The sequence below is a fragment of the Pseudomonas bubulae genome (assembly GCF_900618535.1).
In the GTDB taxonomy this organism is placed as follows: Bacteria; Pseudomonadota; Gammaproteobacteria; order Pseudomonadales; family Pseudomonadaceae; genus Aquipseudomonas; species Aquipseudomonas bubulae.
Genome location: NZ_UYJA01000001.1, coordinates 790,080 through 813,300 on the forward strand (window position 1 = coordinate 790,080; position 23,221 = coordinate 813,300).

Genomic DNA, 23,221 nt, shown 5'->3' on the forward strand with positions numbered 1-23,221 from the left:
CTCACCCCCCCGCCATGCGCTCCAGGCTGTTGCTCAAATGCAGCAGCATGGCAGCGCGGGCGGCGTCGGGGTCCTGACGGCGGATCGCGCGCAAGATCGCCTCATGTTCCAGCACAGCCATTTGCCCCAACTGCTTGAGATCGGCATCACCGCGCTCTTCACTATTGATCCGGGTACGCGGAATCACCGAACGCCCCAACTGGGCAATGATATCGGTGAAATAAGCGTTGCCCGTGGCCTGAGCGATCAACTGGTGGAAACGCAGGTCCGGCTCGACGCTGCTGTCGTTGTTGGCCAGTGAGCTTTGATGGTCATCCAGCGCCTGGCGCATCTGCAGCAGTTGCTCCTCCGTGCGCCGCCTCGCGGCCAGCGCCGCAGCCTGGGTCTCCAGGCCCAGGCGCAATTCGACGATACCGCGCACGCTGGCTGCGGTATCACGGCTCAGGTGGATACCCTGGCGCGGATCGCGCTCAAGCACGAAGGTACCAATGCCGTGACGGGTTTCGACCAGCCCGGATGCCTGCAATTTTGAAATCGCTTCACGCACCACCGTGCGGCTAACACCGTGTTCGCGCACGATGGCCGACTCGGAAGGCAGCTTCTCGCCGGGCGCCAGTTGGCCCAGCAAAATTCGCTGGGTCAGCTCGGCCACGATGTCGTGGGCAAGGCCCGGTGAACGCTTGCGCAGCGGCGCACTCTGGGGGTCATGCATGGGGCAAATCCATTCGTACAAGACCGCTTGATACTAGCACCCCAACATGTATGACAAGTTATATAAATCTCAGAAAACCTTGGGTTTGAACGAACTCAGCCCCCCAGGCAGATACGTTTCCGAACCTGACCTCTGGCTTCAAAATGCTCTAAACAGCGATAAAACCTCACAAAAGGTATCTAAAGCTGCATCTTTTATAACTTTTTCGTTTGTTTCATGGCATTGCTAGGGAAAAAACCAACTCGTATGATGTCTGGCAACTGCAGAGCCATCTGCAGCACACACAACCCGCATAAAAATAATCAGTGGGGCTTTGAATTGTGAACACTTCCAGCAATCCGTCTGCTGCGTACGCCAATGACCCCGTCCTGGCGCGTGCGATCCAAAAAGTGAAGAGGCATGTACTGCCACTTTTCGTCATCATGTTTATCGTCAACTACATCGACCGGGTAAACATCGGCTTCGTACGCAGCCACATGGAGCACGATCTGGGTATTGGTGCCGCCGCCTATGGTTTCGGTGCGGGGCTGTTTTTCATTGGCTACGCACTGTTTGAAGTGCCGTCCAATATGCTGCTGCAAAAAGTCGGCGCCCGCATCTGGCTCACCCGAATCATGTTCACCTGGGGTATCACCGCCACCCTGATGGCCTTTATCCAGAACGAAACCCACTTCTATATCCTGCGTTTTCTGCTTGGCGTCGCCGAAGCGGGCTTCTTCCCGGGCGTGATCTATTACTTCACCCGCTGGCTGCCGGGCGCCGAACGCGGCAAGGCGATTGCCATCTTCCTCAGCGGCTCGGCACTGGCCTCGCTGATCTCGGGACCACTGAGCGGCCTGCTGCTGCAAATCACCGGCATGGGACTGCACGGCTGGCAGTGGATGTACATCATCGAAGGTATGGCCTCGGTGGTGCTATGCGTGTTTGTGTGGTTCTGGCTGGACTCAAAACCCCATGACGCCAAATGGCTCAGCCTTGCAGAGCAAGATGCGCTGGTTAACGAAATTGACCGCGAACAGCGTGAACGCGATGCCGCCAACACCGTCAAGCCGACCCTGGGCATGCTGCTCAAGGACCGCCAGATCATGCTGTTCTGCGCGATTTACTTCTGTATCCAGCTGACCATTTACGCGGCCACGTTCTGGCTACCGAGCATCATCAAAAAAATGGGTGACCTGAGCGATATCCAGGTGGGCTTCTACAACTCGATCCCGTGGCTGATTTCAATCATTGCCATGTATGCCTTTGCCTCGCTGGCCAGCAAATTCAGGTTCCAGCAGGCCTGGGTGGCGGCCGCCCTGGTGATTGCCGCCACCGGCATGTTTATGTCCACCACCGGCGGGCCGATCTTTGCGTTTATCGCCATCTGCTTTGCCGCCATCGGCTTCAAGTCGGCCTCGGCGCTGTTCTGGCCCATTCCCCAAGGCTACCTGGATGCACGTATCGCGGCGGCAGTCATTGCCTTGATCAATTCCATCGGCAACCTCGGCGGCTTCGTCGCCCCCACCACCTTCGGGTTACTGGAACAAACCACAGGCTCGATCCAGGGCGGGCTCTATGGCCTGGCCGGCACGTCGATCATTGCGGCACTCATTGTGTTCTTTGCCAAAACCAAACCCACACCCACGGCCGTGACCCCCACCGCCCTGCAAACTGCCTGACAAGGACCAGACCATGAATGCCGACCATCAACACCACGCCAGCCAAGCTCCGATCGTGACCAGCCTGCAGGTGATCCCGGTGGCGGGCCATGACAGCATGCTGCTCAACCTGAGCGGCGCCCACGGCCCCTTCTTTACCCGCAATATCGTTATCCTCAAGGACAGCAGCGGCAATACCGGCGTGGGTGAAGTGCCCGGTGGCGAGCGCATCCGCGAAACTCTGGAAGACGCCCGCAGCCTGGTGATTGGCCAGCCCATCGGCAATTACCAGGCTGTCCTCAACGCCATGCGCAGCACCTTCGCCGCACGGGATTCGGCGGGGCGCGGCCTGCAAACCTTCGACCTGCGCATCACCATCCACGCCGTGACGGCAATGGAAGCCGCCCTGCTCGACTTGCTCGGTCAATTTCTGCACGTGCCGGTAGCCGCCTTGCTCGGTGAAAGCCAGCAACGGGATGCCGTGAAGATGCTCGGCTATCTGTTCTATATTGGCGACCGTCAACACACCGATCTGGCCTACCGCAGCGAAGCGGATGGCGATGACTGGACACGCCTGCGCCATGAACAAGCCCTTACCCCACAGGCCATCGTGCGCTTGGCGGAAGCGGCACAGGCCCGTTACGGCTTCAACGACTTCAAGCTCAAGGGCGGCGTGCTGCGCGGCGGCGAAGAAATCGAAGCGGTCACTGCACTGGCCGAGCGTTTCCCCGATGCCCGCATCACTCTGGACCCTAATGGAGCCTGGTCTCTCAAGGAAGCCATCGCCCTGTGTCGCGACCAGCATCGGGTACTGGCCTATGCCGAAGACCCTTGCGGCGCCGAAAACGGCTATTCGGGGCGCGAAGTCATGGCCGAGTTCCGCCGCGCCACCGGCCTGCGCACCGCCACCAACATGATTGCCACCGACTGGCGCGAAATGGGCCATGCGATTCAATCGCAGGCCGTGGACATCCCATTGGCCGACCCGCACTTCTGGACCCTGCAGGGCTCGGTACGCGTTGCGCAGATGTGCCACGAATGGGGCCTGACCTGGGGCTCGCATTCCAACAACCACTTCGACATTTCCCTGGCCATGTTCACCCAGGTTGCGGCTGCAGCGCCGGGGGACATCACCGCCATTGATACCCACTGGATCTGGCAGGACGGCCAGCGCCTGACCCGTGAACCGCTGAAAATTGTCGACGGCCATATCAAGGTTCCGACAAAGCCTGGCTTGGGCGTGGACATCGACATGGACGCCGTGGCCAAGGCTCACGAACTGTACAAAGGCATGGGCCTGGGTGCCCGGGATGACAGCGTGGCCATGCAGTACATGATTCCCGGCTGGAAATACGACAACAAAAAACCCTGCCTGGTGCGCTGAGTCGCTTATTAGAGCGTGGCAACTGCCACAAGGCGCCAGCGATTGGCGCCTTTTTATTGGCCGAAAATTGGATCCAATATCAAATTTCAGGCAAAAAAAAGCCCAAGTAGCTGATGGAAACTTGGGGCTTAAAAATGCATAAACCGTGGTAGGTGAACGCAGGGCGATCTTACCCTATCGTAACAATCAGTAACAAGTGATTCTGCACATTTTATTTCAAGGCAATACTGACCTAAGTCATTAAATAGCCACACTTTTTAAGATTTAGTTGATTTGAAATGGCCATCACGGCACGGATAACGGGTATTTTCAACCCACTTTTGCGCTTGCATTTAATGTGGGAACTGGGCTCGAGCGATTCAGGCGACGCGGTTCAGTTGGTAGACCGCATCGATACCTTCGCGAGCAGGCTCGCTCCCACAATAATGATCAGGCAAACCTCATTTATGTGAGCACAACATGCCCTGTGGGAGCTGGCTTGCCTGCGATTCAGGCGCTGCGGTGTGCCCGTCGAACCGCGTCGATACCATCGCGGGCAAGCCCGCTCCCACAACAAATCAGCCTGCGAAATTGCCGCTCAGCGCCGCCAGCCCACCCTGATAGACCCCGGTAAACAGCTCTTCGGCAGCTTCAGTGCTTACACCTGCCGGGGTGAACTGCCCCGACCAGGTCACACGGGCGCCGTCGCCCAGCGCTTCAACGCGCAAGGTCGCCAGGTAGTCGGTCACCGGAAACGGCGCCTCGACAATGGAGTAGCTGTAGGTCTTGCCGGCATTGTCGAATGTTTGCAGGCGCTCAACGATCACCGTGCCATCCACGGTCTGCAGATGGCGCAAGCGCCCGCCTTCGCCAGCTTCGCTGACGGCAACCAGGGGCAACCAGTCCGGCAGCGAGTTGAAACCACCGATCAATTGCCAGACCTGATCGGGTGAAGCGGGAATATCAATAAATGCGGATGCAGTTGCCATAGGGGCATGCCTCTTTGAAGAAGTGGGGGTTAGTCGAAAACCGGCCTGAAAAAGCTGCGCTCGTAACTCAGGATACAGCGATTATCTTCAGCCAGTTTGAACGCGGCAATGCATTCGGCATCTGTTTTTGAGCGTTCGCGGTAGTCTTCATAGGCTGCGAGGCTGGGGAAGGTAAACATGGCCAGAGCAATGTTATTGGCACCTTCCGAGGGCAGGAAGTAACCGTGATGCTGGCCGCCAAATTTGGCTACCAGCGGGATCCAGACTTTGGCATAGGCCTCGAATTCGGCCAGTTGGTAAGGGTCAATCACGTAACGCAGGTAGCAGGTGATCATCGATGCATTCCACGGGGCGAAAGGAGATCGAGACTAATCTCCAGCCGCCCCGCGGGTCAATTCACTCAAAGTCGATGCAGGCAGTCGTCCTCGGCATAAATGGCGGTGTGCAGGCCGCCGTCAGTATCCAGCCAGGCGCGGTACATGCCCGGCGTATTAAAGCTCAGCACGGTCTCGCCGCCCGGTGTCACGGCGACCACGCCGCCGTTACCACCCAGCTCCTTGAGCTCGCCCTGCACAACTTGCTCGCAGGCGTCTGCCAGGCTCGAACCCACCAGGCGAATGCGCGATGCAATATTGTGGGCCACCACGGTGCGCATAAAGAACTCGCCGTGGCCAGTCGCCGAAATCGCCGCGCTGCGGTCATCCGCCCAGGTGCCGGAGCCAATCAGTGGCGAGTCACCCACCCGGCCGTAGCGTTTGTTGGTGATGCCCCCGGTGGAGGTGGCTGCTGCTACATGGCCGTGACGGTCCAGGGCGACAGCCCCCACAGTGCCGAATTTTTTCTCCACACCTCCCGGCTCCAGCAACACCGTCTCCGGTTGCTGCTGTTGCGCAGCCCACTGGCGACGACGCAAAGGCGTGTCGTACCAGTCATTGCTAACATGTTCGAGACCCGCCTGTTCGGACAGGAACAAGTCTGCCCCGGCACCGGCCAGCAGCACATGCTCGCTGTGCTCCAGCACCGCCCGCGCACCGCATATCGGGTTGCGCACATGATGCACGCCGGCTACGGCTCCGGCTTCCAGGTTGGCCCCGTTCATGATCGCGGCGTCCAGTTCGTGGTCACCGCTGTGGGTAAACACCGCGCCTTTACCGGCGTTGAACCAGGGGCACTCTTCAAGCTCAACCACACTGGCTTGTACCGCATCCAGACTGCTGCCGCCCTTTTCCAGGACATCGACACCCGCCTTGAGCGCCTGCAGCAGTGCTGCGTGGATCGCCTGTTCGTCTTCGCGGGTCAAAACACCGGGCATCAGCACACCGGCACCGCCATGCAAGGCCATCGCAATGGATTGGGTCATTGGGCATGCACTCCGTGATTGATGATCTGGCTCAAAAAACGTTGGGTTCGAGGTGATTCAGGGGCTGAGAAAAACCGCTCCGGGGGGGCCTCTTCAATGATTTCACCCTGATCCATAAAGACAATGCGGTCGGCTACCTTGCGTGCAAAACCCATTTCGTGGGTCACGCAGATCATGGTCATGCCTTCCTGGGCCAGGCCGGTCATGACGTCCAGCACTTCAGCGATCATTTCCGGGTCCAGGGCCGAGGTCGGCTCGTCAAACAGCATGACCTTGGGTTGCATGCACAGCGCCCGGGCTATGGCGATTCGTTGCTGCTGGCCACCGGATAACTGCGACGGAAACTTGTTGGCGTGGTCGCGCATCTTGACCTTGTCCAGCAAGCCCAGCGCTCGTTCAATGGCCTCAGCCTCGGGCACGCCCAGGTTGGACGTCTGCGGTAACGTGCAGTTTTTCAGCACCGTGAGGTGCGGGAACAGGTTGAAGTGCTGGAAGCACATGCCCACCTGGCGGCGGATGCGCTCAAGCCCCTTGAGGTTGCCGTCAAGTTCCTCGCCCAGCACGACAACCAGGCCCTGCTGGTGTTGTTCCAGCTGGTTGATGCAGCGGATCAGAGTTGACTTGCCGGAGCCCGAAGGCCCGCAGATCACTACTTTTTCCCCGGCATGGACATTCAGCGAGATGTTTTTCAGCACATGGGCATTGCCGAACCACTTGTTCAATTGTTCGATGCGTACCATTGCGGCGGCATCAGCCTTGGGTTTGCTGATCATGAGCGGCTTTGCTCCATACGTTGTTCAAGGTGTCGGGCATAGCGCGACAGTGCAAAACAGATGACGAAGAAGTAGATCGCCAGGAAGACGTAGATTTCGTGGCCGTACTCAACCCATTCCGGGGCGACGGCGGTGCTCATGGCGATACCGACGATGTCCAGTACGCCGACGATCATCACCAGCGTGGTCTCTTTGAACAGGCCGATAAACTGCGTGAGCAAGGGCGCAATGGATTGCTTGAGCACTTGCGGCAAAATGATCTGGCCCATGGTTTTCCAGTAACCAAAACCCAGCGCCATGGCCGCCTCGTATTGGCCCTTGGGCAGGTTCTGCAAACCGCCGCGCAGGGTTTCAGCCATATAGGCGGCGGTAAACAGGATCAGCACCAGTTGCACCCGCAAGAGGATGTCGAAGGCCGAATCCGGCGGCAGGAACAGCTGAATCATCAGCGAAGCCATAAACAGCAGCGAAATCACCGGCACCGAGCGCACCAGCTCGATATAGAGCACGCAAAGCATGCGCACCACCGGCAGTTTCGAACGTCGGCCCAGCGCCAGCAAAATCCCCAGCGGCAGCGCGAAAATCATCCCGGCGGTGCCCAGGAATACTGTCACCAGCATCCCGGCGAACTTGGTCGAAGACACCTCGGGCAAACCGGCACCGCCCTTGAGCAGCCACCACATCACGATCGGCAGCAACGCCAGATACGCCAGCAGCAGGCGACGGTCCAGGCGCTTGAAAAACAGCAAGACAAACGCCGCCCCTGCCAGCACCAGTGCCAGGCTTACCCGCCACTGTTCGGCTTGCGGATAGAAGCCGTACACAAACAGGTTCCAGCGTTGGGTAATCGGCAACCAGCAGGCGCCGCCGGGGTTGCAGTCTTTGGCACTGCTGCCGATGAAGGTGGCATCGAATACCAGCCAGTTCAGCGCAGCAGGAATGCACCAGCACAGCAGCGCCAGCACGCCCAGGGTCAGCAGGCTGTGGCCCACGCTGGGGAACAACTGGCTGCGGCTCCAGGCTGCGGCGCGCTGTACCCAGGGCAAGCGCGGCGGTGCCAGCGGGACTGCCAGTGCCTGATTCATTGCGGTCATGTTCAGTGCCCCCTCTGGCCGATACGGTGGTTGTAGATGTTCATCCCCAGGGAGATCACCAGGCTGATCAGGCAGTAAGTGCCCATCACCAGCGCGATGCATTCAATGGCCTGGCCGGTCTGGTTCAGGGTTGTTCCGCCGGTGGACGACACCAGTTCCATAAAACCGATGACCACCCCCAGTGAAGAGTTCTTGACGATATTCAGGTACGTGTTGGTGATCTGCGGGATCATCGGGTAGATGGCCTGGGGGACGATCAACTGGCGCATTGTGGAACCGGATTTGAAGCCGAGCGCCCTGGCCGCTTCGTACTGGCCGCGGTGTACCGACTCAATCGCGCCACGCACAATCTCGGCGATATAACTGGCGCTGTAGAACGACAAGGCCAGGCATAACGCAAGCATCTCCGGCACCAGGGTGATTCCGCCCTTGAAACCGAAACCGCGCTGCACCGGTACTTCCCATTGCACATGGGCATCACTCAAGGCGTACACCAGCACGGGCAGCAGCACAGCCCCGGCCAGCAGCGCGGGCCAGCGCCTGGAAGCAAAACCGCGCCACGGCCCGCGGGCTTCCTTCAAGCGGCAAAACACATAAGCCAGCAACGTGCCCAGCAGCATGAGGGAAAGCCCCCAGCCGACCACACTGCCCTGTTCGAGCCAGGGCAGTGTGAGGCCGTTGTTGTTCAGAAACACCACGCCAAACAGCGAGGCCGAGTGCTTGACCCCGGGCAGCGCCAGCACCAGGCCGTACCACCAGACCAGATGCACCACCAGCGGCACATTGCGCAAAAATTCGATGCAGGTGCCGCTCAGGCGCTTGATCAGCCAGTTGTCCGAGACGCGCGCCATGCCCAGCGCACCTCCCAGCAGGGTCGCCAGCACAATGCTCAGAACCGACACCAGCAAGGTGTTGAGCAAGCCCACCAGATAGGCGCGGGCATAGGTCGCATCCGGGGTGTAATCAATCAGCGAGAAGCTGATGTCATAGCCTGCGCGCTGGGACAGAAAACCGAATCCCGAGGCGATATTGAGGTTCTTCAAGTTCAGCGCGGCGTTGCTGGAGAGCAGATAAAACACCGCGGCAACCAGAGCCAGTACCAGCCCCTGCTGCAGCACGCTCGACAGGCGCAGATTGGGCGAACGATGGGTCGACATCACAGAAATCCCCTCAGCGAATCGGCGGCGCGTACATCAGGCCATGGTCTTTCCAGCTGCGGTTGAGGCCGCGCGGGATGTTCAATGCCGTCTGCTGGCCGAGGTTACGGTCGTAGATTTGCGCGTAGTTGCCGACTTGCTTGAGGGCGCGATAGGCCCAGTCACTGTCCAGGCCAAAGGACTTGCCGATGGTGCCTTCGGTGCCCAGCAAACGGGCGATATCGGTGGATGCGCTCTTGTTGCCACGCAACTCGTCGACGTTATCCGAGGTCACGCCCAGTTCTTCGCCGGTCATCAGGGCATAGGCGGTCCAGGTCACAATATTGCGCCAGACCGTATCACCCTGTGCGACAAAGGCCCCCAACGGCTCCTTGGAAATCACCTCGGGCAGCAGCGCATAGTCCTTGGGGTTGTTCATCAGCGCCAAACGCGCCGCCAGCCCCGAAGAGTCATTGGAAATGGCGTTACAGCGCCCGCGCTGGAAGGCAGCGTAGAGTTCGGGGCTTTTTTCGATGACCACGGTTTTGTAAGTCAGGCCACGGCGGCCAAAATAGTCTTCCAGGTTTTGCTCGGAGGTGGTGCCCGGTGACAGGCAGAAAGTGGCACCGTCCAGGTCGGTGAGTTTCTCGATGCCGTCGGCAGCGTGGGTCATAAAGCCCTGGCCGTCGTAGAACCAGACCGTGGTGAAGTCCACGCCCAGGTTGGCTATGCGTTCAGCGGTCCAGGAAGCGGCACGGGACAGAATGTCGATCTCCCCGGAAGCCAGGGCGGTAAAGCGGTTTTTTGCGGTGGTGGTCAGGTACTCGACCTTGTCTGCATCCCCCAGCACCGCAGCGGCCACAGCGCGGCACAGGTCTACGTCCATACCGGTCCAGCGGCCCTTGTCATCGATCAGCGAAAACCCCGGCTTGTCACCTGCGACCCCGCAGCGCACGCTGCCATGGGCCTTGACCTTGTCCAGCACACCTGCCTGGGCAGCCTGGGCACCGGTCAACAGCAGGGCCAACAGCGGAGCCCCCAGCAAAAGCTTGGCCCTATTCAATTTGTGCATATCATTGCCCTTTTAAAATTCTTCTTGTTATGCCTGTCAACCACAATCCAACGGCAGGTGGCGGTTTAGGTGCACAATAAAGACGGCGGCATGGCGCGGATAGCGGCAATTGATCCACTATGCTGGACGGGCTATCGAATATTGGAATAAGTCTATGAACATTGACTGGTACGAAGATTTTCTCGCCCTGGCCGATACCGGCAAGTTCACGGCCGCGGCCAGCATGCGCAACTCATCGCAATCGGCGCTGAGCCGACGCATTCAATTGCTGGAAGCCCACCTGGGCGCGACCCTGATCGACCGCGAGCGCAACCCGGTGCGCCTGACCGCTGCTGGCGAAGCGCTGCTGCCCAATGCCGTTGAGCTGGTACGCATGGCCCGCGACTGCGAGCAAAGCGTCAAGGTGCTCAACCGGCCGCTGACCTTTGCCTCGCTGCATACCCTGGCGTGCAACTTTTTCCCGGGCTGGATCAGCCAGTTGAACAGCCCGCAGGCGCCGCTGTTCACCCGTATCGACACGGGCTATCGCAGCACCGACGACTACTACATGGCGCTGATGTCCGGGCGCTGCGACTTCATCCTGTTCTATCGCGACACCAAGACCGCACCCTACTCGCGCCAGAGCGAGTTCGAGGTCAAGTCCCTGGGTCATGACGAGCTGTACTGGGTGGCCACTCCGCAACTGGCGGCGCATTGCACCCAGACCGACGAACCGATCCCGCTGCTCAGCTATTCGCGCAGTGCGCAATTGCATGAACTGTCGCGTACCCAGATCAACCGTCACCCCCAGCCTCAGCGTTTGCTGCAGGTATTCGAGGCCACGGTGTCCGAGGCACTCAAACCGATGGTCGCCAGTGGCCAGGGGGTGGCGTGCATGCCCCACAGCATGGTGGCGCCGCTGATTGAGCGCGGTGAACTGGTGCGCGTGTACCCGGACATGGAGTCCGACCATCTGGAAGTGATCCTGGTGCGCTGGCGTGACAACCGCAACCCCCAGGCAGAAGCGCTCTGGCAGCGCCTTTAGCCACACGCACCCCCTTTGTGGGAGCGGGCTTGCTCGCGATGGCAGCACCGCAGTTTGCCTGCCGCACCGTGCGTCTGCATCGAAGGCAAACCTGCTCTCACAGGTTTGGCACTGTTCACATGTCCTGTGCCTTAACCCCGTGAAAATCATATGAGCCTGAGAAGGCTATTGAACCAACCCGACCTGAATCTTTTCCACCACCTCCTGCATCGCCGGTAAAAACCGCCGTGCAGCTTCCTCGACCGGCATGGCCTTGGCGATATACACCAGGTTCAGGCAACCCATCACCCGCTCCTCATGCATCACCGGGATCGCAATCGCCGCGATCTTGCGCTCTTCTCCCCAGTGCGCGTTGTTTTCGCCATAGCCCTTGCTGCGTGTGTGCTCCACCAGTCGCTCGACGAATCGGCGATCCGCCGCCAGCGCCGACTGCGAGTCGTCCCGACTGATCATCAACTCGATCAATTCTTCCCGCTCGGCCGGCGGGCAAAACGCAAAGTATGCCCGCCCGGTCGCGGTCATCAGCAAGGGCAAGCGGCGCCCCACCATCGAACGGTGAAACGACAGGCGACTGAAACGGTGAGTGGTTTCGCGAATCACCATCGCGTCGCCATCCAGGGTGCACAGGTCGGTGGGCCAGGCCACTTGCTGGAGCAATTGACCCAGCAAGGGCGCAGCAATCGAAGAAATCCACTGTTCATCGCGAAAGCCTTCGCTCAGCTCACGCACCTTCAGGGTCAACCGGTAGCTGTCATCCGATTCACTGCGGCGCACGTAGCCTTCGGCCTGCAACGTCTCCAGTAAACGACGCACGGTAGTACGGTGCAAACCGCTCTGCTCGGCCAACTGAGCCGTACTGGCGCCCCCGTCAAAACGGTTGAGACCGTTGATCAGTAACAACCCGCGCATTAGGCCCCGCACGGCCTTGTATTCGGTTTCGCTCATGTGTTTCCCATTATTTTTATTGGTAAATCAACGATGTGCACTGAGTGCACCCTAGCAAGGGTTCTCGTTGTTCACCAGCTTCGCGATTTCCATACTGCGCCCAACAAGAAATCCAAAAAAAAGCGCTGTACGGAGATACCCATGAGTTCTGCACCCACTGCTTCCACCTTGGACCTGAGCACCGATATCGCCATTGTCGGAGCGGGTCCTGTCGGGCTGATGATCGCCAATTACCTGGGCCAATGTGGTGTAAACGTCACCTTGGTGGAAAAGCTCGACAGCCTGATCGACTACCCGCGCGCCATTGGCCTGGACGACGAAAGCCTGCGCACATTCCAGGCCGTCGGCCTTGCCGATAACGTGCTGCCGCACACCACGCCCTGGCATGCGATGCGCTTCATGACGCCCAAAGGTCGCTGCTTTGCAGACATCCAGCCCAAGACCGATGAGTTTGGCTGGTCCCGCCGTAACGCCTTTATTCAGCCGCTGGCTGATCGCGTGCTGTTCGAAGGCCTGCAACGCTTTGACAACGTCAAGGTACTGTTCGGTCGCGAACTCGATGGCTTCGAGCAAAGCGACAGCGGTGTGCAACTCACACTGAAAAACGCCGAGGGTCGCAGCGAACGCCTGCAGGCCAAGTACCTGATTGGCTGCGATGGCGGCAACAGCCTGGTGCGGCGCAGCCTTGGCATCAGTTTTGAGGGCAAGACTGCGCCCAATCAGTGGATCGTCGTGGATATCGCCAACGACCCCCTGAGCACACCCCATGTGTACCTGTGCTGCGACCCGGTGCGCCCCTACGTGTCCGCCGCCCTGCCCCACGGGGTGCGTCGCTTTGAGTTTATGGTAATGCCCGGTGAGACAGAGGCCGAGCTGAGCAAGCCCGAAAACATGCGCAAGCTGCTGGCCAAAGTGCTGCCGGACCCGGATCGCATCGAGCTGATTCGCAGCCGCGTCTATACCCACAACGCCCGCCTCGCAGGCCGCTTCCGTCAGGGCCGGGTACTGCTGGCCGGGGATGCCGCGCATATCATGCCAGTCTGGCAGGGCCAGGGTTACAACAGCGGCATGCGCGATGCCTCCAACCTGGCCTGGAAACTGTCACTGGTGATCAAGGGCCTGGCCAATGACCGCCTGCTCGACAGCTATGAGCTGGAGCGCCGGGATCACGCCAAGGCCATGATCGACCTCTCGGTACTGGCCGGCCACGTACTGGCCCCCCCCAAGCGCTGGCAGGGCACCCTGCGCGATGGCGTGTCGTGGCTGCTCAACTATGTGCCGCCGGTCAAACGCTATTTCGTCGAGATGCGCTTCAAGCCCATGCCGCAATACAGCCGTGGCGCTCTGATCGTGCCGAGCGAAAAAGGCTCGCCGGTGGGCAAGATGTTCATTCAGCCCAAGGTACTGACCGACGCCGGTGCGACCGTGCTCCTCGATGAAGTGATCGGCGAGAATTTCGCCTTTATCGCCTGGGGCTGCGACCCGACCTGGGGCCTTACGACGGCGCAGATTGCTCAATGGAAAACCCTGGGCACGCGGTTTATTCAAGTGCTGCCGGATGTCCAGCTCAGGGCCCCGAGCGACGCCGGCAACGACGTGATTCGGGTCGGCGACAGCACTGGCCGCCTGCGCGAGTGGTTCGCCCGCGGCTCATCGTCCATTGCCCTGCTGCGCCCTGATCGCTTCCTCGCCGGGCTGGCCACACCGCAAACGCTCGGCAAGGCCTGCAATGAGCTGGCCCTGGCGCTCAACGTGCAGCCACACATCCAGATGACGCCAGCCGTCAGCAAGGTGGCTTGAGATGAGCGCCTATTTGCACTGTTTGTCACACACGCCGCTGGTGGGCTACGTCGACCCGGCCCCCGAAGTGCTGGCCGAAGTGGACTGCATGATCCGCAATGCCCGCGAACGCATCGCCCGCTTCAATCCGCAACTGATCGTGCTCCTGGGGCCCGATCACTACAACGGCTTTTTCTACGACGTCATGCCGCCTTTTTGCATTGGCATGGCCGCCGATGCCATCGGCGATTTCGACACCGCAGCCGGCCCCCTCGACGTACCCAAAGCCCTGGCCGAAGCCTGCGCCCAAGCCGTCATGGAGGCTGGTATCGACACCGCCGTGTCCTACCGAATGCAAGTCGATCATGCCTTTGCCCAACCCCTGGAACTGTTGCTGGGCGGGTTGCGCACCTGCCCGGTGATTCCGGTCTTCATCAATTCGGTAGCCGTGCCCCTGCCCGGTTTCAAGCGGGCACGACTGCTGGGCGAGGCCATCGGCCAGTGGGCCAGATCACTGGACCTGCGCGTGCTGTTCCTGGCGTCCGGAGGCCTGTCCCATCAGCCTCCGGTGCCAGAACTGGCCAAGGTCGATGCCCGCATGGCCGACCGCTTGATGGGCAGCGGCCGCCAGTTGCCCGCCGATGAACGCGCCGCACGCCAGCAGCGGGTCATCCAGGCCGCCCGGCACTTCGTCGAGGACCAGAACAGCCTGCACCCGCTCAACCCGGTCTGGGACCAGCAGTTTCTCGACACGCTGGAGCAGGGCCGCTTGAGCGACCTCGATGCACTGGGCAATGACGCGCTGTCGGCGCTCGCCGGTAAATCGACCCACGAGGTGAAAACCTGGGTCGCCGCATTCGCCGCATTATCCGCCTTTGGCCCCTACCAAACCGAAGGCCGCTACTACCGCCCGATTCCCGAATGGATTGCAGGCTTCGGCGCCCTTGGCGCGCAGCCGCTGACCCACCCCCTTTGAATTCAAGGATCACTGCCATGACTGCCACTGCCAGCGTATTCACTGAAGCCTCGACCAGCCGCTTTGCCCGTATCAAGGAAGGCGACCTGGACCTGCAATTGCACTACAACGACGTCGGCCAGGGTGCCGAGACCGTGGTCATGCTCCACGGCTCCGGGCCCGGCGCCAGCGGCTGGGCCAACTTCAACCGCAACATCGAACCGCTGGTGACTGCCGGTTACCGGGTGATCCTGCTCGATTGCCCGGGCTGGAGCAAAAGCGACCCGGTGGTGAGCGAAGGCTCACGCTCCAACCTCAATGCGTCGGCGCTCAAGGGCCTGCTCGATGTGCTGGACCTTGACCGCGTGCACATCATCGGCAACTCGATGGGCGCCCACAGCACCGTGGCCTTCGCTCTGGAAAACCCCGGGCGCATCGGCAAACTGATCCTCATGGGCGGCGGCACCGGCGGCCCGAGCGCATTTGTGCCCCAGCCCACCGAAGGCATCAAGCTGATCGGTGCGCTGTACCGCGAGCCGACCATCGAGAACCTGAAAAAGATGATGAGCGTCTTCGTTTTCGACACCAGCAGCCTGACCGAAGAACTGTTCCAGACCCGTCTGGATAACCTTCTGGCGCGCCGCGATCACCTGGAAAACTTCGTAAAAAGCAGCACCATCAATCCCAAACAGTTTCCCGACTTCAGCCATCGCCTGCACGAAATCAGCGCCGAAACCCTGCTGGTCTGGGGGCGCGAAGACCGCTTTGTGCCGATGGATACCGGCTTGCGCCTGCTGGCAGGGCTGCCCAACGCGCAGCTGCACGTGTTCAACCGCTGCGGCCACTGGGCGCAATGGGAACACGCCGACACCTTCAACCGCATGGTGCTGGACTTCCTGACCCACTGATAACCGAGACCGCCATGAACCCGACTCCCGAAACACTGGCCCAACTGGCCGCCGACCTGCGCCACGCCGAAACCCACAGCAGTGCCATCGCCCCCCTGCGCGAGCTGATCGGTGAGGACAACGCGACAGCCGCCTACACCATCCAGCAGATCAATGTCGCCCACGGCGTCGCCAATGGACGCCGGGTGGTGGGCCGAAAAATCGGCCTGACCAACCCAAAGGTGCAAGCGCAGCTGGGCGTGGACCAACCGGACTTCGGCACTCTGTTCGCCGACATGTGCTACGGCGACAACCAGACCGTACCCATCGATCGCGTGTTGCAGCCCAAGATCGAGGCTGAAATCGCCTTGATCCTCAAACATGACCTGCCCCACTCCGACACCACCTTCGACGAGGTCATGGCCGCCACCGGCTGGGTGATGCCGGCTCTGGAAATCGTCGGCAGCCGCGTGCAGCAGTGGAACATCCGCTTTGTCGACACGGTGGCCGATAACGCCTCCAGCGGCTGCTACGTACTCGGCGGCCCGGCCCGCAGCCTTGATGGGCTGGACTTGCGCAATGCGGGCATGTGCATGACCCGCAATGGTGAAGAAGTTTCCAGTGGCAGCGGCGCGCAATGCCTGGGCCATCCGCTCAATGCGGCCGTATGGCTGGCTTGCACCATGGCGCGCCTGGGCAATCCGCTGCAAGCGGGCGACATCATCCTGACCGGCGCACTGGGGCCGATGGTGGCCGTGGCCGCCGGTGATCGTTTCGACGCGCATATCGAAGGCATCGGCAGTGTCGGTGTGGACTTCTCGCAACACGGCAGCGCCGAGTAATCGGCGACTTGCGTGCAACTGAGGCAACAATAATGAACAAGAAACTCAAGGTCGCCATCATCGGCTCCGGCAATATCGGCACCGACCTGATGATTAAAATCCTGCGCAATGCCCGGCACCTGGAAATGGGCGCAATGGTTGGCATCGACCCGGCCTCCGACGGTCTGGCCCGTGCTGCGCGCATGGGTGTTGCAATCACCCACGAAGGCGTTGAAGGCCTTACGCGCATGGACGTGTTCAAGGACATCGACTTCGTGTTCGATGCCACATCGGCCGGTGCCCATGTCAAGAACGACGCTTTTCTGCGCGCGATCAAACCCGGCATCCGCCTGATTGACCTCACCCCGGCGGCCATCGGCCCGTACTGTGTACCGGTGGTCAATCTGGAGCAGAACCTGGACCAGTTGAACGTCAACATGGTGACCTGCGGCGGCCAGGCAACCATTCCGATGGTCGCCGCCGTGTCCCGTGTGGCCAAGGTTCATTACGCCGAAATCGTCGCTTCGATTGCCAGTAAATCTGCCGGCCCCGGCACCCGCGCCAATATCGACGAGTTCACCGAAACCACCTCCAGGGCCATCGAAGTGATTGGCGGTGCAACCAAGGGCAAGGCGATCATCGTGATGAACCCTGCCGAGCCGCCGCTGATCATGCGCGATACCGTTTTTGTACTCAGCGAAGCCGCAGACCAGGCACTGGTCGAGGCGTCTGTCGTCGAAATGGCGGCAGCCGTGCAAGCCTATGTGCCGGGCTATCGCCTCAAGCAACGCGTGCAGTTTGACGTAATCCCTGAAGACAGGCCGCTGACCATTCCCGGACTGGGCAGATATTCCGGGCTCAAGACTTCAGTGTTTCTGGAAGTCGAAGGCGCCGCCCACTACCTGCCGGCCTACGCCGGAAATCTCGACATCATGACCTCTGCAGCCTTGGCCACCGCTGAGCGCATGGCGCTGTCGATGCTCAACGTCTGAGGGGAAAACCATGAACGATAAAAAGATCTATATCAGCGACGTCACCCTGCGTGACGGCAGCCATGCCGTGCGCCACCAGTACTCGTTGCAGAACGTGCAGGACATCGCCCGCGCCCTGGACAAGGCCCGCGTCGACGCCATCGAGGTGGCCCACGGCGATGGTCTGCAAGGTTCGAGTTTTAACTACGGTTTCGCCTCCCATACCGATCTGGAATGGATCGAAGCGGCGGCGGACGTGATCAGCCACGCAAAAATCACCACCCTGCTGTTGCCCGGCATCGGCACGGTGCATGACCTCAAGGCTGCGTACAACGCCGGGGCCCGGGTCGTGCGCATCGCCACGCACTGCACCGAAGCCGATGTCTCGAAACAGCACATCGAGTACGCCCGGGAACTGGGCATGGACACTGTCGGCTTTTTGATGATGAGCCACATGATCCCTGCCGATCAGTTGGCGGCCCAGGCCAAACTGATGGAGAGCTACGGCGCGACCTGCGTGTACATGGCCGACTCGGGCGGAGCGATGAACATGCAGGACATTCGCGATCGCTTCCGTGCGTTCAAGGCCGTGCTAAAGCCTGAAACCGAAACCGGCATGCATGCCCACCACAACCTGTCGCTGGGCGTAGCCAACTCGATTACGGCGGTTGAAGAAGGCTGCGACCGGATCGATGCCAGCCTCGCGGGCATGGGGGCCGGGGCCGGCAATGCCCCGCTGGAAGTGTTTATCGCCGCCGCCGAGCGTCTGGGCTGGAACCACGGCACAGACCTTTACACGCTGATGGATGCCGCGGATGACATTGTCCGACCGTTGCAGGATCGCCCGGTGCGGGTCGACCGCGAGACCTTGGCGCTGGGTTATGCCGGGGTGTATTCGAGCTTCTTGCGCCACGCCGAAATCGCTGCGGCCAAGTACGGCCTCAAGACCCTGGACATCCTGGTCGAACTGGGCAAGCGGCGGATGGTGGGCGGCCAGGAAGACATGATCGTCGACGTGGCGCTGGACCTGCTCAAACGCTAAGGCCTTCCTTACCCCCCCCTTGTAGGAGCGGGCTTGCTCGCGATGCAGGCAACGCGGTTTACCTGACGAACCGCATTGATCCAATCGCGAGCAAGCCTGCTCCCACAGAAACAGGGGTTAACGCTGCTTCATCCATAACAACAATAAAACGGGTACAGCCCATGACTTCACTCAATCTGCAAATGGCCCGCACCATCGGCCTGTGTTTTCTCGTTGCCCTCATGGAAGGCCTCGATCTACAGGCCGCAGGGATCGCTGCTCAAGGCATGGCTGCCGCGTTCGAACTGGATAAATTACATATGAGCTGGGTGTTCAGCGCCGGAATTTTCGGCCTGTTGCCCGGTGCGTTCGCCGGTGGGTGGCTGGCTGACCGCATTGGCCGCAAACGGGTGCTGATGGCCTCGGTGGGGCTGTTCGGGGTGTTCTCCCTTGCCACCGCATTGGCCTGGGACATTAACAGCCTGCTGGTCGCACGCTGCCTCACCGGCGTTGGCCTCGGTGCCGCCCTGCCCAACCTGATCGCCCTCACCAGCGAAGTGGCTGGCCCGCGCCTGCGCGGTACGGCGGTAAGCCTCATGTATTGCGGCGTGCCTTTGGGCGCCGCGCTGGCCGCCCTGATCGGCATCGCCGACCTGGCCGGTGGCTGGCAAGTGGTGTTCTACGTCGGTGGCGTGGTGCCGCTGTTGATCGTGCCGCTGCTGGGGCTCTACCTTCCCGAGTCGCAGCAGTTTCGCAACGTTCAGGGCGAGGCGCCCATCGGTGTGGTTCGGGGTTTATTTCGCGAGGGCGCGGCACTGCCGACTACGCTTATCTGGGTTAGCTATTTCTTTACCCTGATGGTGGTCTACATCCTGATCAACTGGCTGCCCAGCCTGGTGATCGGCCAGGGGTTCACCGGGCGCCAGGCCAGCTGGGTGATGCTTGCCCTGCAAATTGGCGCAGCAGCCGGCACCCTGTTTCTGGGCTGGGTCATGGACCGCCTGCCCGCCTGGGCGCTGTCGGCACTGATCTATGTGGGCATCCTGGTGTCACTGACCGCCCTTGGGTTGGCGAGCCATCTGCCGGGCATGCTGGCGGCGGGCTTTATTGCCGGTTTTTTTGCCACCGGAGGTCAATGCGTGCTCTACGCCCTGGCACCGCATTTCTATCGCCCCTCGATACGCGCCACGGGCGTGGGCAGCGCAGTGGCCATCGGTCGCCTCGGTGCCATGAGCGGCCCCTTGGTGGCCGGCAAGATGCTCGCGCTGGGCACCGGCACCGCCGGGGTGATGCTGGCGTCGGCGCCAGGCATCGTGATTGCAGCCGTGGCCATGTTTTACCTGTCGGTGCGGCGCAACGCAGCATCACCCGACTGACTACCTGCGCGCCGAAAGGCGCGCAGTGCTCCACCCCCCATAACAATAAAAGTGAACCTGCCATGCTCAAGACTGTTCTTCGGGCGCTCAGCGCCTGCACCTGGGTTTTATCCATGACCACGGCTGTGGCCAGTGGTTTTGTCGATGACAGCCACGCTGACCTGGTGATGCGCAACTATTACTTCGATCGTAACTACGTCAATGCAACCCCGCAGGCTGCGGCCCGAGAGTGGGCGCAGGGTTTTATCCTCAACCTGCGTTCGGGCTACACCGAAGGGCCGGTGGGCTTTGGCCTGGACGCGCAAGGCTTGCTCGGTGTGCGCCTGGATTCCTCACGCGCCCGCACCGGCACCGGCCTGCTGCCGTATGACGCCAACACCCGCGAGCCTGCCGATGAGTACTCGGAACTGGGGCTGACCGCCAAGGTTCGCGCCTCGCAAACCGAGCTGCAAGTGGGCACCATCAGCACCTTTTTGCCGATCGCATTCGCCAGCCCTACCCGCCTCCTGCCACAGACGTTTCGCGGCGCCTACCTGAAGTCTCAGGACATCGATCAACTGACGCTGCACGTCGGCTGGCTGGACCGCATCAACCTGCGCGACTCAACCGACTACCAGAAAATGTCTGTCGGCTCGCCCAATGGCCGCTTCAATGGTGCGGCCGAGTCCAACCGCTTTATGTTTATCGGCGGCGACTATGCCTGGTCAGCGCAACTGACTCTCAAGTACTACCACGCCGAACTCGCGCAACTGTACCGCAAGGACTTTTACGGCTTAGTCGATAATCGCAAGCTGGGCCCCGGCAGCCTGAAAAGCGATTTTCGCCTGTTTATCACTGGCGAAGACGGCGCAGCCAAAGCCGGGACGGTGGACAACCGCAATGCCGCACTGATGCTGACCTACAGCCTGGGGGCCCATAAATTCGGCGCCGGTTATATGAAACTGACTGGCAAGACTGGCATGCCGTATCTGTTTGGCACCGAACCGCTGGTGATCACTGAGGGCACCCTCAGTTCCGAGTTCCTCAACCCCAAGGAACGCAGCTGGCAGGTGCGTTATGACTACAACTTTGCCGGGATGGGCGCGCCGGGCCTCAACGGCATGCTGCGCTACGTGAGTGGCGACAATATCGAGCTGGCCAGGTTTGGCGGCTCGAACCTGAGCGAGAGCGAAAAAGACATCGAAGTCTGGTATGTCCTGCAAAGCGGCCCGCTCAAGGATCTGTCGCTGCGCCTGCGCAACGCCTGGTACCGCAACGACTTCACCGCCCAGGCCAGCCACCGCGATGACAACGAGCTGCGGCTCAATATCGATTACACCTGGAAATGGTGGTGACTATTTGCGACCACACATGCGACATGGGCTGGCTGTGCAGGCAGGAGTTTCGCTAAGCTCTGCGGTTTCCCATTGTCCTCAAGCGGTAAGCCCATGATTGAAGTCACCGAGGTGTCCATAGCCCAACTGCGCGCCGCGCTCGAATCCGGCCAGACCACGGCGGTAGAACTGGTACAGGCTTATCTGGCGCGGATCGACGCCTACGACACAGCTGACACCCCCACCGCCCTCAATGCCGTGGTGGTGCGCAACCCCCTGGCAATGACCGAGGCGCAGGCCTCCGACGACCGCCGGGCCAAGGGCCAGACCCTCGGCCCGCTGGACGGCATCCCCTATACCGCCAAGGACAGCTACCTGGTCAAGGGCTTGACCGCCGCGTCGGGCAGCCCCGCCTTCAAGGACCTGGTGGCGTACCGCGATGCATTCACCATCGAGCGCCTGCGCGGTGCCGGTGCCATCTGCCTGGGCAAGACCAATATGCCGCCCATGGCCAACGGCGGTATGCAGCGCGGGGTCTATGGCCGCGCTGAAAGCCCGTACAACGCCCACTACCTGACGGCACCTTTTGCCTCCGGCTCGTCCAACGGTGCGGGCACGGCCACGGCGGCCAGCTTCTCGGCCTTCGGCCTGGCGGAAGAAACCTGGTCGAGCGGGCGCGGCCCGGCGTCCAACAACGGCCTGTGCGCCTACACCCCTTCACGGGGCGTGATTTCGGTACGTGGCAACTGGCCGCTGACGCCGACCATGGACGTGGTGGTGCCCTTTGCCCGCACCATGGCCGACTTGCTCGAAGTGCTCGATGTGGTCGTCGCTGAAGATACTGATACCCGTGGAGACCTGTGGCGCCTGCAGCCCTGGGTACCGATTCCGAGTGTGGCTTCGGTGCGGCCGGCCTCCTATGCACAACTCAATGCCGGCAGCGAAGCGCTGGCCGGCAAACGCTTTGGCGTACCGCGCATGTATATCAATGCCGACCCCGAGGCCGGCACATCCGAAGCACCGGGCATCGGCGGCCCCACCGGGCAACGCATCATCACCCGTGCCTCGGTGATCGACCTGTGGCAAGCCGCGCGCAAGGCCATCGAGGCCCAGGGCGGAGAAGTGATTGAAGTGGACTTCCCGCTGGTCTCCAACTGCGAAGGCGATCGCCCCGGCGCGCCAACCGTGTTCACCCGCGGGCTGGTGTCCAAAGAGTTTATGCATGACGAGCTTTGGGAGTTGTCCGCGTGGGCGTTCGATGATTTCCTGCGCGCCAACGGTGACCCTAAACTCAACCGGTTGGCCGACGTCGATGGGCCGCTGATTTTCCCTCACGACCCGGGCACCCTGCCCAACCGTGAAGACGAACTGGCGGCAGGCATGGACGAATACGTGCGCATGGCCCAGCGCGGGATTACCCCGTGGGATCAGATCAGTAGCGTGCCAGACGGTCTGCGCGGCCTTGAAAAAACCCGGCGCATCGACCTGGAAGACTGGATGGACCGCCTGGGACTGGATGCCGTGCTGTTCCCGACCGTGGCCGATGTGGCTCCGGCAGATGCGGATGTGAACCCGGCGTCGGCGGATATCGCCTGGAGCAACGGCGTCTGGGTGGCCAACGGCAACCTGGCCATCCGCCATCTGGGCGTACCGACCGTGACCGTGCCCATGGGCGTGATGGCCGACATCGGCATGCCGGTGGGGCTGACGTTTGCCGGTCGCGCCTATGACGATTCGACATTGCTGCGCTTTGCTTCGGCATTTGAGGCAACCGGCAGCAAACGCATGATCCCGCCGCGTACACCGCCGTTGACGTGATGGCATGGGCGGGATCTGTGAGCAGCGCCGCTCATAGGTCCCGCCCTCGCACCGGGTGATAAAAACACCCCGCAATTCCTGTGGGAGCGAGCCTGCTCGCGAAGACATCCCTGCGGTTTACCCGAAAGACCGCGTCGCCTGCATCGCGAGCAGGCTCGCTCCCACATTACCC

The 23,221-nt window shown here is 61.1% G+C and carries 21 protein-coding genes; 12 read left to right on the forward strand and 9 right to left on the reverse strand.

Annotation, left to right across the window (positions count from 1 at the left end):
• Position 1: 1 nt before the first annotated feature.
• Positions 2 to 712, reverse strand: a complete 711-nt coding sequence (locus PPTH39_RS03400) for a FadR/GntR family transcriptional regulator (RefSeq protein ID WP_095018091.1) — start codon at positions 710 to 712, stop codon at positions 2 to 4.
• 320 nt (positions 713 to 1,032) lie between these two features.
• On the opposite strand from PPTH39_RS03400, the gene PPTH39_RS03405 reads away from it, so the two are divergent.
• Together PPTH39_RS03405 and gudD are read left to right on the forward strand one after the other, a co-directional pair.
• Positions 1,033 to 2,373 carry an MFS transporter gene (locus tag PPTH39_RS03405; protein ID WP_130871596.1) on the forward strand — a complete coding sequence of 447 codons (1,341 nt, stop codon included), beginning with the start codon at positions 1,033 to 1,035 and terminating at the stop codon, positions 2,371 to 2,373.
• Positions 2,374 to 2,386: 13 nt separating this feature from the next.
• On the forward strand, positions 2,387 to 3,736 hold the full coding sequence (gudD, locus tag PPTH39_RS03410; RefSeq protein WP_130871597.1) for a glucarate dehydratase: 1,350 nt from the start codon (positions 2,387 to 2,389) through the stop codon (positions 3,734 to 3,736).
• A gap of 557 nt (positions 3,737 to 4,293) precedes the next feature.
• Here the strand turns inward: gudD and PPTH39_RS03415 are convergent.
• The 7 genes from PPTH39_RS03415 to PPTH39_RS03445 all read right to left on the reverse strand — a co-directional run bounded on the left by PPTH39_RS03415 (position 4,294) and on the right by PPTH39_RS03445 (position 10,139).
• Positions 4,294 to 4,704: an SRPBCC family protein gene (locus PPTH39_RS03415; RefSeq protein WP_095000501.1), complete on the reverse strand. Its 411-nt coding sequence runs from the start codon at positions 4,702 to 4,704 to the stop codon at positions 4,294 to 4,296.
• Between the two features lie 29 nt (positions 4,705 to 4,733).
• On the reverse strand, positions 4,734 to 5,039 hold the full coding sequence (locus tag PPTH39_RS03420; protein ID WP_095000502.1) for an NIPSNAP family protein: 306 nt from the start codon (positions 5,037 to 5,039) through the stop codon (positions 4,734 to 4,736).
• A gap of 65 nt (positions 5,040 to 5,104) precedes the next feature.
• Complete coding sequence (locus PPTH39_RS03425; protein ID WP_095000503.1) at positions 5,105 to 6,064, reverse strand: isoaspartyl peptidase/L-asparaginase family protein; 960 nt, start codon at positions 6,062 to 6,064, stop codon at positions 5,105 to 5,107.
• Positions 6,061 to 6,837 carry an amino acid ABC transporter ATP-binding protein gene (locus tag PPTH39_RS03430; protein WP_095000504.1) on the reverse strand — a complete coding sequence of 259 codons (777 nt, stop codon included), beginning with the start codon at positions 6,835 to 6,837 and terminating at the stop codon, positions 6,061 to 6,063. The genes PPTH39_RS03425 and PPTH39_RS03430 overlap by 4 nt, the downstream gene beginning before the upstream one ends.
• Positions 6,834 to 7,931, reverse strand: a complete 1,098-nt coding sequence (locus tag PPTH39_RS03435) for an amino acid ABC transporter permease (protein WP_095000505.1) — start codon at positions 7,929 to 7,931, stop codon at positions 6,834 to 6,836. The genes PPTH39_RS03430 and PPTH39_RS03435 overlap by 4 nt, the downstream gene beginning before the upstream one ends.
• Before the next feature lie 2 nt (positions 7,932 to 7,933).
• Entirely contained in the window at positions 7,934 to 9,088 is a 1,155-nt protein-coding gene (locus PPTH39_RS03440; RefSeq protein WP_095025851.1) for an amino acid ABC transporter permease, read from the reverse strand.
• A gap of 13 nt (positions 9,089 to 9,101) precedes the next feature.
• Positions 9,102 to 10,139 (reverse strand): amino acid ABC transporter substrate-binding protein, encoded by a 1,038-nt coding sequence (locus tag PPTH39_RS03445; protein ID WP_095000507.1) that lies wholly within the window; start codon positions 10,137 to 10,139, stop codon positions 9,102 to 9,104.
• Positions 10,140 to 10,293: 154 nt separating this feature from the next.
• Between PPTH39_RS03445 and PPTH39_RS03450 the strand changes: the two genes are divergently transcribed.
• The gene (locus tag PPTH39_RS03450) at positions 10,294 to 11,163 is read left to right on the forward strand and encodes a LysR family transcriptional regulator (protein ID WP_095000508.1); all 870 of its coding nucleotides are present in this window, start codon (positions 10,294 to 10,296) and stop codon (positions 11,161 to 11,163) included.
• A gap of 165 nt (positions 11,164 to 11,328) precedes the next feature.
• On the opposite strand, the gene PPTH39_RS03455 is transcribed toward PPTH39_RS03450, so the two are convergent.
• On the reverse strand, positions 11,329 to 12,108 hold the full coding sequence (locus PPTH39_RS03455) for a DNA-binding transcriptional regulator (protein ID WP_095000509.1): 780 nt from the start codon (positions 12,106 to 12,108) through the stop codon (positions 11,329 to 11,331).
• 141 nt (positions 12,109 to 12,249) lie between these two features.
• Between PPTH39_RS03455 and PPTH39_RS03460 the strand changes: the two genes are divergently transcribed.
• The 9 genes from PPTH39_RS03460 to PPTH39_RS03500 all read left to right on the forward strand — a co-directional run bounded on the left by PPTH39_RS03460 (position 12,250) and on the right by PPTH39_RS03500 (position 23,049).
• Positions 12,250 to 13,908, forward strand: coding sequence for a bifunctional 3-(3-hydroxy-phenyl)propionate/3-hydroxycinnamic acid hydroxylase (locus PPTH39_RS03460; RefSeq protein ID WP_095039196.1), 1,659 nt, complete (start codon positions 12,250 to 12,252; stop codon positions 13,906 to 13,908).
• A 1-nt stretch (position 13,909) separates the two neighbouring features.
• The gene (gene mhpB, locus PPTH39_RS03465; RefSeq protein WP_095000511.1) at positions 13,910 to 14,863 is read left to right on the forward strand and encodes a 3-carboxyethylcatechol 2,3-dioxygenase; all 954 of its coding nucleotides are present in this window, start codon (positions 13,910 to 13,912) and stop codon (positions 14,861 to 14,863) included.
• 17 nt (positions 14,864 to 14,880) lie between these two features.
• Positions 14,881 to 15,750, forward strand: coding sequence for an alpha/beta fold hydrolase (locus PPTH39_RS03470; protein WP_095018100.1), 870 nt, complete (start codon positions 14,881 to 14,883; stop codon positions 15,748 to 15,750).
• 14 nt (positions 15,751 to 15,764) lie between these two features.
• Positions 15,765 to 16,571, forward strand: a complete 807-nt coding sequence (mhpD, locus tag PPTH39_RS03475) for a 2-keto-4-pentenoate hydratase (RefSeq protein WP_095039198.1) — start codon at positions 15,765 to 15,767, stop codon at positions 16,569 to 16,571.
• Positions 16,572 to 16,603: 32 nt separating this feature from the next.
• Entirely contained in the window at positions 16,604 to 17,542 is a 939-nt protein-coding gene (locus tag PPTH39_RS03480; protein ID WP_095018102.1) for an acetaldehyde dehydrogenase (acetylating), read from the forward strand.
• A gap of 10 nt (positions 17,543 to 17,552) precedes the next feature.
• Entirely contained in the window at positions 17,553 to 18,563 is a 1,011-nt protein-coding gene (gene dmpG / locus PPTH39_RS03485) for a 4-hydroxy-2-oxovalerate aldolase (RefSeq protein WP_095000515.1), read from the forward strand.
• A gap of 161 nt (positions 18,564 to 18,724) precedes the next feature.
• Positions 18,725 to 19,918, forward strand: coding sequence for a 3-(3-hydroxy-phenyl)propionate transporter MhpT (mhpT, locus tag PPTH39_RS03490; protein WP_095000516.1), 1,194 nt, complete (start codon positions 18,725 to 18,727; stop codon positions 19,916 to 19,918).
• 62 nt (positions 19,919 to 19,980) lie between these two features.
• The gene (locus PPTH39_RS03495; protein WP_095020986.1) at positions 19,981 to 21,252 is read left to right on the forward strand and encodes an OprD family porin; all 1,272 of its coding nucleotides are present in this window, start codon (positions 19,981 to 19,983) and stop codon (positions 21,250 to 21,252) included.
• A gap of 93 nt (positions 21,253 to 21,345) precedes the next feature.
• Positions 21,346 to 23,049, forward strand: coding sequence for an amidase (locus PPTH39_RS03500; protein ID WP_130871598.1), 1,704 nt, complete (start codon positions 21,346 to 21,348; stop codon positions 23,047 to 23,049).
• Positions 23,050 to 23,221: the final 172 nt, after the last annotated feature.

Coding starts and splice junctions, on each gene's coding strand:
- PPTH39_RS03400 (WP_095018091.1), bottom strand. CDS start 712: ATGCATGACCCCCAGAGTGCGCCGCTGCGCAAGCGTTCACCGGGCCTT.
- gudD (WP_130871597.1), top strand. CDS start 2,387: ATGAATGCCGACCATCAACACCACGCCAGCCAAGCTCCGATCGTGACC.
- PPTH39_RS03415 (WP_095000501.1), bottom strand. CDS start 4,704: ATGGCAACTGCATCCGCATTTATTGATATTCCCGCTTCACCCGATCAG.
- PPTH39_RS03420 (WP_095000502.1), bottom strand. CDS start 5,039: ATGATCACCTGCTACCTGCGTTACGTGATTGACCCTTACCAACTGGCC.
- PPTH39_RS03425 (WP_095000503.1), bottom strand. CDS start 6,064: ATGACCCAATCCATTGCGATGGCCTTGCATGGCGGTGCCGGTGTGCTG.
- PPTH39_RS03430 (WP_095000504.1), bottom strand. CDS start 6,837: ATGATCAGCAAACCCAAGGCTGATGCCGCCGCAATGGTACGCATCGAA.
- PPTH39_RS03435 (WP_095000505.1), bottom strand. CDS start 7,931: ATGACCGCAATGAATCAGGCACTGGCAGTCCCGCTGGCACCGCCGCGC.
- PPTH39_RS03440 (WP_095025851.1), bottom strand. CDS start 9,088: ATGTCGACCCATCGTTCGCCCAATCTGCGCCTGTCGAGCGTGCTGCAG.
- PPTH39_RS03445 (WP_095000507.1), bottom strand. CDS start 10,139: ATGCACAAATTGAATAGGGCCAAGCTTTTGCTGGGGGCTCCGCTGTTG.
- PPTH39_RS03450 (WP_095000508.1), top strand. CDS start 10,294: ATGAACATTGACTGGTACGAAGATTTTCTCGCCCTGGCCGATACCGGC.
- PPTH39_RS03455 (WP_095000509.1), bottom strand. CDS start 12,108: ATGAGCGAAACCGAATACAAGGCCGTGCGGGGCCTAATGCGCGGGTTG.
- PPTH39_RS03460 (WP_095039196.1), top strand. CDS start 12,250: ATGAGTTCTGCACCCACTGCTTCCACCTTGGACCTGAGCACCGATATC.
- mhpB (WP_095000511.1), top strand. CDS start 13,910: ATGAGCGCCTATTTGCACTGTTTGTCACACACGCCGCTGGTGGGCTAC.
- PPTH39_RS03470 (WP_095018100.1), top strand. CDS start 14,881: ATGACTGCCACTGCCAGCGTATTCACTGAAGCCTCGACCAGCCGCTTT.
- mhpD (WP_095039198.1), top strand. CDS start 15,765: ATGAACCCGACTCCCGAAACACTGGCCCAACTGGCCGCCGACCTGCGC.
- PPTH39_RS03480 (WP_095018102.1), top strand. CDS start 16,604: ATGAACAAGAAACTCAAGGTCGCCATCATCGGCTCCGGCAATATCGGC.
- dmpG (WP_095000515.1), top strand. CDS start 17,553: ATGAACGATAAAAAGATCTATATCAGCGACGTCACCCTGCGTGACGGC.
- mhpT (WP_095000516.1), top strand. CDS start 18,725: ATGACTTCACTCAATCTGCAAATGGCCCGCACCATCGGCCTGTGTTTT.
- PPTH39_RS03495 (WP_095020986.1), top strand. CDS start 19,981: ATGCTCAAGACTGTTCTTCGGGCGCTCAGCGCCTGCACCTGGGTTTTA.
- PPTH39_RS03500 (WP_130871598.1), top strand. CDS start 21,346: ATGATTGAAGTCACCGAGGTGTCCATAGCCCAACTGCGCGCCGCGCTC.